The organism is Salmonirosea aquatica, assembly GCF_009296315.1.
In the GTDB taxonomy this organism is placed as follows: domain Bacteria; phylum Bacteroidota; class Bacteroidia; order Cytophagales; family Spirosomataceae; genus Salmonirosea; species Salmonirosea aquatica.
Window position 1 is genome coordinate 2499673 of the sequence record NZ_WHLY01000002.1, and the last position, 11550, is coordinate 2511222.

General features: G+C 49.1%; 4 protein-coding genes and 1 pseudogene. 1 reads left to right on the forward strand and 4 read right to left on the reverse strand.

Going from position 1 to position 11550, the window contains the following annotated elements; all coding sequences use genetic code 11:
- Positions 1–6: 6 nt before the first annotated feature.
- The 3 genes from GBK04_RS11535 to GBK04_RS11545 all read right to left on the reverse strand — a co-directional run bounded on the left by GBK04_RS11535 (position 7) and on the right by GBK04_RS11545 (position 6768).
- Positions 7–3144 carry a WD40/YVTN/BNR-like repeat-containing protein gene (locus tag GBK04_RS11535; protein ID WP_152759806.1) on the reverse strand — a complete coding sequence of 1046 codons (3138 nt, stop codon included), beginning with the start codon at positions 3142–3144 and terminating at the stop codon, positions 7–9.
- A 181-nt stretch (positions 3145–3325) separates the two neighbouring features.
- Positions 3326–4540 (reverse strand): pyridoxal phosphate-dependent aminotransferase, encoded by a 1215-nt coding sequence (locus tag GBK04_RS11540; RefSeq protein WP_152759808.1) that lies wholly within the window; start codon positions 4538–4540, stop codon positions 3326–3328.
- Positions 4541–4992: 452 nt separating this feature from the next.
- Entirely contained in the window at positions 4993–6768 is a 1776-nt protein-coding gene (locus GBK04_RS11545; protein WP_152759810.1) for a sensor histidine kinase, read from the reverse strand.
- 425 nt (positions 6769–7193) lie between these two features.
- Here GBK04_RS11545 and GBK04_RS11550 point away from each other — a divergent pair.
- Positions 7194–7549: pseudogene (locus GBK04_RS11550) on the forward strand (helix-turn-helix domain-containing protein).
- A gap of 21 nt (positions 7550–7570) precedes the next feature.
- On the opposite strand, the gene GBK04_RS11555 reads toward GBK04_RS11550, so the two are convergent.
- Positions 7571–11524, reverse strand: a complete 3954-nt coding sequence (locus tag GBK04_RS11555; RefSeq protein WP_152759812.1) for a hypothetical protein — start codon at positions 11522–11524, stop codon at positions 7571–7573.
- Between the last annotated feature and the right edge of the window lie 26 nt (positions 11525–11550).

Here is an 11550-nt window from a genome sequence, read left to right on the forward strand (position 1 = left end):
TCCGGATTATTCAAGTACCCACGCTTTATTTTTTTTCGTCAAGGCTTTTTCCACGCCGGGTACTTCGTTCTTTATCAACGTATCATACGCCTGCCGGGCTTGGGATACCTGCGCTTTAAGTAGGTCAAATACTTCCCGCTGTTGACTAGTCGGTGGAAAATCAACGCCATTTGCCCCAATATCGCTGGCCAGTGCCCCGAGCCGACCGTACAGTTGGATAGGGTTTCGGAAAGCATCCTCCCGCGCCCCGGTAAGGTGAATGTCGTAGAGTTGCGCCGAGATTTGCGTGGCGGCAGCATTGAGCTTTTCCAGCGCAGGCTGTACCTTTTTATCCAAAATCTGGGGGAGTAGCCGATCCATCTTTGCCCGCTTTTTTTCCAGATCATTGATCATCTGTACTACCTGATTCTGGGCAGCGCGGAGTTCCAGGCTGAATGTTTCCTGCGCCTGAATATCGGCCAAAGTACCCGCCGTGTTGGGGTCTTTCAGAATTTCAATGGGTTGGGTCAACTCCTGGCCGCCAAGATTCATTTGCGCCGTGAAGGTACCCGGCGCGACGCGCGGACCCAGCAGGCCGGAATGGATGTCGATGTCCCAGACCAGCAGGGTGCGGGTACTATCTTTCCCAAAAGGTACCCACGTCTTGCCGGGAGGCAGAGTACGCAGTTTGGGCCGCTCGGGCGACTCGTACCGTAAGTCCCACCACACGCGGTTGATGCCCGGCTTGTTGGTCCCTTTCACGGTACGGATTTCCTTGCCATTTTGTAAGATCCTGATTTCGGGCGCTTTGATGAGCGTGTCTTTCAGGTAGTACTGAATCGGGACGCCGTAGCTGGGGCCGCGCCCGTCGCTGAGGGTACTTTCGGTATGGCGTGATTCCACTTCCTGAAAGCGGTACCCTTTGCGGATCAGGAGTAAGGTACTTTGGGCCAACCGGGTTTTGGCCATTTCCCGGACCGGCGTCAGGTCGTCCAGAATGTAAAAGCCGCGTCCGTAGGTGGCTACCACCAAATCGCCGAAATCCTTCTGTACTTCCAGCCAGTAAACCGGAGCGGGCGGCATGTCCAGCCGCAGCGACGACCAGGTAGCGCCGTCGTCGGGCGAGACGTACACGCTGTTGTCGGTGCCCGCGTAAAGCAGTCCGCGAACGGCGGGATCTTCCTTCACGACATGCACAAAGCTCAAAATGGATTTAGGAATACCGTCGCTGATTTTTGTCCAGGTTTTGCCAAAATCAGCGGTCTTCAAAATGTATGGATCGAAGTCGCCCATCTGGTGCAAATCCACGCTGATGTAAGCGGTACCCGCCGCGTAGCGCGACGGCTCGATGTTGGCAATGGTACCCAATTTGGGTACGTTCAGGTTTTGGGTGACGTTCTCCCAGTTCTTGCCGCCGTCGCGGGTGAGTTGTACCTGTCCGTCGTTAGTTCCGGCCCAGATCAGGTCTTTCTGCAACGGTGATTCCTCAATGGCGAAGAGTAGATTGCCGTCGAAGGTCATGAGGTTATCCGTCGCGATGCCGCCTGAATTCTGCTGGTGGGTTTTGTCGTTGGTCGTCAGGTCGGGGCTGATGATCTGCCAGCTTTGGCCGAAGTCGTCCGACTTGTGGATGTACTGACTGCCTACGTACACGCGGTGCGGCGTGTGCGGCGAAAAACTCAGCGGAAAATTCCAGTGCCAGCGGTACTTCATGTTGGCGGGCGTCCAGCCGTAGCCCGACTCGGGCCATACGCGCACGTCGCGGGCGTGGTTGGTTCGCAGGTCGTATACGTCGAGTCCGCCGTCGTAGCAGCCCGACCAGATGATGTTGTCATCAAAAGGATCGACCTTGGCAAAACCACTTTCGCAGCCACCCACGGCGGTCCAGCTACTGAGCGGAATACCGCGGCTCAGACTGTTGCTCGGGCCGCGGTACGAGTACCCATCCTGCCGGTTGCCGTAGACAAAGTAAGGTACCCGATTGTCGAGCGATACGTGGTACATCTGGGCGATGGGTAGCGTCACGCCCTGAAACGATTTCATGCGGTTGAGCGTGATGCTGGCGCAGCCGTCGTGGGCCATCATCTGGCGGTCGCCGTTTTGCGGGTCGATCCAGTAGTCGTGGTTGTCGCCGCCGCCCTTGTAGCCAAAATCGAAAGTTTTGCCGCCATCTTTGGACACGCCATGCTTCACGCTGATGGTGTGAATTTCGTTGGCGTCGTCGGGTGCCACGGTGATTCGGCCGTAGTAGGGCGCGCGCTCCATGATGCTGTGGTCGCGCGACATCAGTTTCCAGCTTTCGCCGCTGTCTTCCGAGCGATACAGCGCCGGACTATCCATTTCGAACAGCGCATATACAATATTGGGCTGACCCGGCGCGACAGCTACTGCCACTTTCCCCACGGGAGTATCGGGCCCACCCGGCAACCCTTTGGTGTGTAGCGGTTCCCAGGTTTCGCCGCCGTCTTTGGAGCGGTACACGCCGCCACCCGGCCCGCCGCTGTGCAGTCCCCAGGTATTGATATTGATATTCCACATGCCGGCAAAAAGGATATCAGGATTTTCTGGGTTGATCGCCAAATCGTTAGCGCCCGTCTGTTCGTTGACGAAAAGTACCTGCTGCCAGGTTTTGCCGCCGTCTTTGGTACGATAGACGCCCCGCTCTTTTTGCGGGCCGTAGGCATGGCCCAGAGCGCAGGCGAAAACGGTATTGGTATCTTTGGTACTAACAATTACGCGCCCGATCCGACCCGATTGTGCCAGCCCCATGTTCTTCCACGTCTTACCCGCGTCCGACGATTTGTAAATCCCGTCGCCCAGCGAGTGCGCGGGACGAATCACGAAGGTTTCTCCCGTACCAGCCCAAACTTGTTTGGGGTACTTCGGCGCTAGTGCCAGCGCCCCGATGGACGACACCTCCTGATTATCAAAAATAGGTTTCCAGGTCACACCCTGATCTTCGGTTTTGAAAATCCCGCCCGAGGCAGCCCCGATGTACACCACATTGTTATTTCCGGGCTCGCCCGCAATGGCGATGGCCCGGTTACCATCCGGACCAATGAAACGGTAGCTAAGTTGTTTGAAATTGTCGGGATCGAGTTTTTGGGTGAAGGCCAAGGGCATACCTGCCCCGATTCCCAAAAGGATTAGTAGAATTAATCGCATGGAGTGATGTAGTTTAGGGTAAGGCGAAAATAGGGAAGTAGAAGCGGAAAGCCTAACGCGGTACAAAAGAGAATCCGTTGACAATTCATTCCTGGCCTTTTTTAGTTTTATCCTACAAAAAACAGCCGTTATCGGAATCGATAACGGCTGCCATACATAGGGAAATGATTGGACGCTGAACCTAGCTCACTTCCTGAAGAGCTCCGACAAAGACTTTCATTTCGTCCAGGGTACCCAGGCTCACCCGGCACCAGGGTTTGTCCTGAATATCGTACGCTTTTACCGCAATGCCCTTGGCTGTCATTTTGGCCAGCAAATCTTTGCCCGGCATATTGATCGGGAAAATCACAAAATTGGTGTAGGACGGAATGTACTTATATCCCATCCTGTCCAGGTTGGCATACAAATATTGCTTGGCCTCGTGGTTGAGCTTGCGGGTGTTATCCTGAAAAGCCAGGTCGTCCATGCTGGCGTTGGCCGCGAAAATGGAGGTATACGACACGCCCATACCACCGCGGGTAATCTTCTGGATTTTTTTCAGGAACTCGGGCTGTGCGGCCATGTAGCCTACCCGAATTCCCGCCATCCCCATAATCTTGGAGAAGGTACGGGCAATGATCACATTTTTATTCTGCGCCAGCAGGGTATTCATGCTCTGGGTATCGCCTCCCACAGCCAGTTCGATATAGGCCTCATCCACAAAAATGGGTACCTTCTCCGATACGCGCGAGCAGAAGTCCAGCAGTTCTTTGCCCGAGGTAAGGCTACCCGTCGGGTTGTTGGGATTACAGATGTACACCAGCTTGGTGTCTTTGTCGATAGCCGCCTCCATCGCCTTCAGGTCGTGCGACCAATCATCTTTGCAGGGTACGGCTTTCCAGGTAGCACCAACAGACTTGGCCACGTTGATCAGCGACATATAGCAGGGGTCGGCCGACACGATGTTGCCGCCGTCCATAAATAATACCAGCGCCGTTTTTTCCAACAAATCCGACGAGCCGGGCCCCATCATGATGTGCTCGGGTGTCACGCCTTCTTTCTTGGCGATTTTGTCAATCAGATCGGCCATTTCCTGCCAGGCGTAGCGATTACCCCGTTTAGCCGACTCCGCGATAGCCTCCTGCGCCGACATGGGCGGGCCATAGGGGTTTTCGTTGGAGCTGAGTTTGGTCGTGATCTTGGGCCGGGGTGCCGCTGCATCCAGGTAATGCTCCCGTACCATGGGGCTGCGGAAAATCCGCAATTCAGGGTCCAGTGAAAGGGGCGCATCGGCAAATGCCCCATCGTTAATCCGACGGCTGGCCGCTTCGCTGAGCTGAGGCAGGGCAGCCAGGCTACCCAAAGTAAGCAGTCCCTTTTTGAGGGCATCACGACGATTGGCAGAGAAATTCTTCATTCGAATTGGGAGTTAGGTTAGAATAGGTTTTGATTATATGGGCTGAAAGGCTGCTTCCATGAGCACCGTTGCAATGCCGGAGATGAAGGGTGTGCTTCTGTTTCTGAGCATAATAAAAATTAACTACATGATACAGAATTATATTTTTCACTACTACACACCAACCATGGTATATTTTGTAAATGAAGTCATTGCAAATCAATCATATCATATACCGATATAACTAACAAATTTTATTAAAAAGATCCAGTTGATTGTTGACTCGTTACAATATTTGTTGCAGGATGACTGCCTATCAGCCAGTTGGGGTACCTGGAACGATCCGTATGTCGACTACATAGCCTACTAGCCAGCGGTATAGCTATTTTTCAGGATGGCGAGGTAATGCAGCATTCTTTTTTGTACCTCACCGGGTATGACGACAGAAGAGAAACGCCCTAAAGCTTTGGAAGTTATACGGGCAGATAGACGCTAAACGTCGAGCCTTCGCCGGGCGTACTGGTGGCGGTAATGGCCCCGCCATGATTCTCGACCACCTGATGACAGATGGCCAGTCCCACGCCCGTTCCTGGAAATTCGTCTTTACCGTGCAGGCGCTGGAACACCTGAAAGATGCGGTCCAGGTACTTGATATCAAAACCTACCCCCTGATCGCTGACACTGATCTGGCAAAAGCGGGTGGCAGTACTGGCTGGTCGTATATCCGTGGATAGCTCGGTGCGGTTATGCAGCGAACAGGTCAATTCGATCTGCGGCTTTTTTTCGGGAGGAGTAAATTTCAGGGCGTTGGAAAGCAAATTCTGAAAAAGTTGCCCGAGTTGGAACTGGTCGCCGTTGACTACTGAAAGCCCGGCGATCTCAATCCGGGCCTGTCGGTTTTTGATCTCCCAGTCCAAGGTGTTTAATACATCACCCAGTACCTTATTAAGCGAGATTGGCCCGAACACTTGCTGGCGGGTGGTAATCTGGGAATAGGTCAGCAAGTCCTTGATCAAAGCCGACATGCGTTTGCCGGCGGTACTCATGCGGCTCAGGTAATCGAGGCCTTCTTCCCCAACTGCCTGCCCGTACTTAACCTGCAGCAACGAGCTGAAGGATTGGATCTTGCGCAAGGGCTCCTGCAGATCATGGGAAGCCACGTAAGCGAACTGTTGCAGGTTTTCGTTCGATCGCTGCAGATCCTGGTTAGCGGTCAGTAGTTCCTGGGTCCGCTCCTGTACCCTGATTTCCAGGGCTTGCGAAAGCGCCCGGTAACGGGCTTCGCTTTCTTCGACTCGCCGGCGGGTAATGACCTGCTGCGTGACATCGACGGCCATATCCATGATGGCGTACACCTCACCCGCGGCGTTGCGCAGCGGTTTGTAGGTAAAGTCAAAATAGTAGGTACCCAATGTACCGTCCACCTTCAGGTCGGCGCGGGCAGATTTGGCTTCATAAGGTACCCCCGTCGTATACACCTGATCCAGAATGTCCAGGAAAGGCTGCCCTATTAACTCGGGAACCGCTTCGGCCAGGGGCTTACCCAATACATCATTTCCTTTGCCCCAAAAAGCGAGCATGGGCTGATTGGCTACCTCAATGATCATAGTACGTCCCACAAACAAACAGGTAGCCACGGGCGCTTCTTCAATCAGACTTTTGAAGCGTGCTTCGCTGCGGGTCAGAGCTACCTGTATTTTGCCTTGTTCATGGGCTTCGGTCTGCATACGCCCTTGATTTTCTGACAATATCCGATTGGCTTTTCGCAACGCCAGAAGATTGACTACCTGCCGGGCCAGGGTTTTTAGGGCCGAAAGCTGATCGGCGTCCAACTGCCTGACCCGATCATCGATCACACACAAAGATCCCAAGGCAAAACCATCGGAGTCGACCAGGGGCATACCCGCATAAAAAACGATATGCGGATCGCCCGTAACTAAGGGGTTTTCAACGAAGCGTTCGTCCAGCCGGGCATCCTCGACGATCAACGGACTCGAAGGATCAATGATGTTATGGGCGCAGAAAGCAACCTCACGGGGTGTTTCCCGTACCTGAAGTCCATGGTTGGATTTGAACCACTGCCGCTGAGCATCCACCAGACTAATGAGCGCAATGGGAGTCTGACAGATTTGGGCGGCCAGTTGGGTAATGGCGTCATAGTCTGACTCGGGCAGGGAATCCAGGATATTGTAGTTCCTAAGCGCGTCAAGGCGCTTATCATCCTCCGGAGGTGAGGGAAAAATAGCCATTTCTTCTCAATAGGTAGGTGGGGTTACGTTTCTATCGTTCGTCAGGTAGCTACGGCACAGTTCCTTAAACAACGCTCCTGTTCAATTGATTGTTTGTCAACTCAGGATCAGACGCAAGGTACGGTGCATCTATGAAGGAAACGGTTTTTAGCACAACTTTTTGGTTTGTCCTCTTCCTGTTACCTTATCCCTAAGCCAGCTACTACTGAATGATTAGCCGAAGGCTTTGATGCCTTCGGCATGGGTGAACGGCAAATTTCAGCAAGCTCGGAACGTACTTTATGACGAGGGTACCTTAACTTGTCAGTCGGACCTTTTACGGTATCAAAAATGCTATATTTGTTTAAGACTACCTGAGTACAGGAATAATGGCTAACCCAAACATTACGGCAAACACGATAAGATCGATTCAAACAAAAATTAGCATGGAACTTACACCCATACGAAATGAGGAAGACTACCAGGAAGCCTTAAACAAACTAGAAACGGTATTTGACGCCAAAAAGGGAACGCCCGAAGGCGACTATCTGGAAATCCTCTCCATCCTAATTGACCAATACGAAAACGATCATTTTCCCATCAGGCTACCTGATCCGGGGGAGGCCATCTAGTTTAGGGTGGAGCAAAGGGGATGAAACCCAAAGACCTTGCCGAGGTGCTGGGTTTCAAAAGCCGCGTCAGTGAGATTTTGAATCGAAAACGGAAACTCAGTCTGGAGATGATCCGAAAACTGAACACCTCGCTCCATATTCCCACCGAAGTATTTGTGCAGGAATACTGAACTGGTTTGGCCATTTGCACATTAGTCTTCAAGAAGAAGGTTTAGCGTCTCTAATAAACGTTCCGCAAGTAGCCTGCCAGTCCAGTCGGAGGGATTGGCTAATACATCATGATATGTTTTCTTGGTAATGTCTGCGATATCAGCGTATTCGCCTCGCTCGATCTCCTTCAAATAAGATGTTGCTTGGTTCCTATAATTACTAATTTGTTGTTGCTTCCAAGATTCATCTGCTTCTATCTTCACCTTACTATGCTTGACCGTTTCGACTAATTTCCACAAAGTTTGATATAGATCACCAACTGGCTTTCCGATCGAAGGCGATTCAGGTAAAGCCAAAGTCACTTGCGGCAGAGTCTTGATTGTATCCTCATCAGGTATGATTGGAATAAGAAAATCGGATGGAGATAATTCTTCTTCTCCACCATCAATCAGTTTGGCAGCTTTGTCGAAAAAATCCCGTTTAAACTGAAAACCACTTGTGACCTTCTTCTCCTTGCAAATAAGTACCGCAAGGAAATCCACATCAGTTAATCCCACACTTACCAAGTTGAAAGCTAACCTTTCAAAATCATTCTCTAATTCACGTCGCGTTAAACCTTCAATACCTACGACAGCATGAGTAGTAAATTCTTCCTCGGTCAATTGGCTTGGTTTATAAATAGAGTAGCCAGTTAGGCTGGAAAATCTATCCAGGGAAGCCAATAATTTATGGTACCTAGAAGATTCTCTATTCTCCCAATAATCGGCTACGGTTGTAGATATCTCATTTATTCTTTTAAAAGAAGAGTCCATTACATGTTCGCCATAATATTCAGACGCTCGGCGTAGTCGACCATACCAATAATTTTCTTGTTTGACCAATTCTGTTGTATCGAAATAGACCAGTGTCTGTTTACCTATCAAATTGAATGCCTCTTGCATTTTAGGGAGATGAAATTCCGCTTGACGCAAGCTCATTAGGATGAAATGCCTGGTATCAACTTTATCCACAGGCAGAAGACTAGCAAATTTTTGATAAAAATTGCGAATCCAAGAAGTCCAATCTTCTATTGAGCTATATAGCAATTTTAAATTATTTCCTGTCTTTGAAGGATTGACTTCAAGCGCTGGAAAAATAGGATGTTTCTTATCTGTATCTAAGAATGTATCTGAAATCCGCTCCCAATTTTGAAATGCTTTATCGAATGACCTAGCTCGTGCATTTCCTTTCAATATCTGCTCTAACAGACTATACCCTGCACGAGCGCAGTCAAATGCTTGTTCGCGAAGTTCGATATGTGCTGCCTGCCATTTATAGAGAGAGTCCGCACGATATGGTTCAAGTAAAGAGTCACGCCAAGAACAGTTTAAACTGACCTTGAAAGGCGTGAAGATAACTTCTGGCGAGAGTATTTTGTAGGCATTCTGCTTAGTAAACGCAATAATTTCTTCGTTAGGAAATGGAAACATGAGCGCGTTGGTTTCATAGGCCTGAAACATCGGCAACCAAGCACGAATGATTTCAATACGTTTTACACTTTCGGCATTAGCTTTTTCAGTGAGGTCTTCTGTTAATAAATATTCGATTAAAACGCGATCGCCGTCGGGTTCGATACTCAATGTATTTGTATTTCGCTTGAGCCAATGGATAATCAAATCTATATTCCTGTTAATGAAATCATCGAACATCTCGCTGCAAATAGTACTTAGTCCCAACCCCAACTGATAGAACGCCTCCTTTTCGTAGGTTTCTAAGCAACTCAATATTTCCTTGTCTTCCGGCATAGAGACGCGCAAGTCAAATAGTGCGAACCAATTCATCAACTCCCCCATTTGGCCTATGGGTACCTTCTGTTGCAATAGGTATCTATGGATTTCGGGTACTATCTGACGTAGCATTGTTTGTTGGATTGGCAGTTCGGGTAATTCAGGAACTGCTTTTAGTACATGATTGTCTGGATTACCAGTCCATTCAGCCAATGAGCTCAACAAATCAGAATTAGCGTTTTTATGAGGAAAGGGAATTGTTAACATTGCAAATAATTCATAACCCCCGTTCATAAAAACACTGTTACACAGCGCACTATGCTTTTTGTGGTGTACGTTCACTTCACCCTGATAGATGCCCAGTAAAAGCTTGGATAGTTCATTCGGCGCAACCGCTCTCAAAGATTCGACTAAACTTTTCAGGAATACAATCTGCTCATCTTGGTCTATTTGCTTTGGAATTGCTTTGCCCAACATAAGCAAAGCTGAGGGTTCAATGAGTTTTGCTAGTGTGAGAAATGTTTCACTCAGCGGTACGTACTGATGTAATATTGCTTTAAGATGATTCGAACGAACTGGGTGCAGTCCCTGAACGTATTGTCGATCGAATTGCACGTAATATTCTTCCTCTAACTGGCGCAGTAGCTCTCCAAGATCACCTTGTGAGTTATATTGCTCATTGACGTGTTGGCGGAGTCGAAGAGTTTGCAAGGGTATTCCGATATCATCAGCCGTTGCAACTAATCGTAGAATAGTGAGTTTAACAGCACCATCGCGCTCGCCGTTTAACTGCGAAAGTTGAGCTGCTAAACGCTGTTGCAACATTTCTCCCCTCGTGAGCAAATACACATATTCCATTAAAAGCCCGCGCTGATGTACCTTTTCCCAAGCGGCCTGCCAGTGTCCGCACAATGGATGAATCCGTTGACGACGTTTCAACTCATCGTATAATTGTTTTGCTTCTGCCTGGCTAAAATATAGTTTGATAAGTTTACCTGTTCTAACACGGTAGGCTTCTCTACCGAAACGGACCCAATCCTCTTCTCGAGTAGTCACAATAAATTGTACAGGCTGATCCAAGAGCCGATCAGCCAATGTTGCCCATTCAGCATGTCGTGCCGATAATCCATCGATAATCACGACGGGTGCTTCACCAATCAGCACTCTCGTTTCTAGGAATTCGACCAAACCACCTACTGCTTCTGCATTGGCAGAATTATGCAGCTGGTAAATTTGTCGACCTTGTTCGTGCATTGTTTGGGCAACGCGCCAAGCTAGCGTTGATTTCCCCTGTCCACTTGACGCCTTAATTACGGAAGCATCGAAATATTCCAAATGTTCTAAAATCTGCTTCTCCAGTTTTGGTCGGGGAGCCGGTAGTCCGGCAGCGATATGCACTGGTTGAGCTGGCTGACCGTCAAAATATGCCGTGTAGTCTTTATCTGTTTTTACAGCAAAGTTAACGGGCTCGATTTGGCGTAGCTGAATGGCAGGGTTTATCGTGCCCATTGACTGCTGATCCCGCACTTCCTGGCCTATCCTTAGTAATCCCATGCGGTCAATTGTGCCACCTACCTGAGAAGACAGGAAAAAATGAAGGAACAACGCGTTGAGATAAACCGAATAGGTAGAGTTGGTAAGGGTGAAATATTGTATAATCAACTTCTCAATCGCACTACGCAAAGTGCTTGCTTCGACAATTTCAATTTTGATTGAGCTTAAAAAGTTGTGTAGATCGAATTGTTGCCAATTCCAATCGCTAGTTCGTGACTCTTGGCGAAACTGCTCAAATCGGTTTTCCCAATACGAGTAAACTTGCTCACTAGCGCTTCCATCAAATATTGATGCTAACTTAGGATCTGTTATAGCATTATTAGTTACGATAGTAAAAGTTGCTTGTGGGTTGAGAAGGTGTGCTTCTGCGAAATTTTGAAATACACCCAAATCCCATATTTTACTTGATACTAGTGGTCGGGACGTATGTTTAAGTTGATATAAATTTTGGTTATCAACTTCAAGCTTGTGCAGTACATCAACGTCTTCGATGCCCTCCAACCTTATTTGGTGACATGTAGAGTCTGACGACAAAATTGTAAGGGCCTTGTAAATGCCATACAATAGTTGATATTCGATGCCTCGTAAGTTCACTCGGCCTCCGGTCCGCTTTTTAGCCAACACTTCGATAGAACTCGGTAATACACTCACAGCGGTTTTGGATTTGATTTCCATGCTTACGTATTTTCAGACTATTTAAT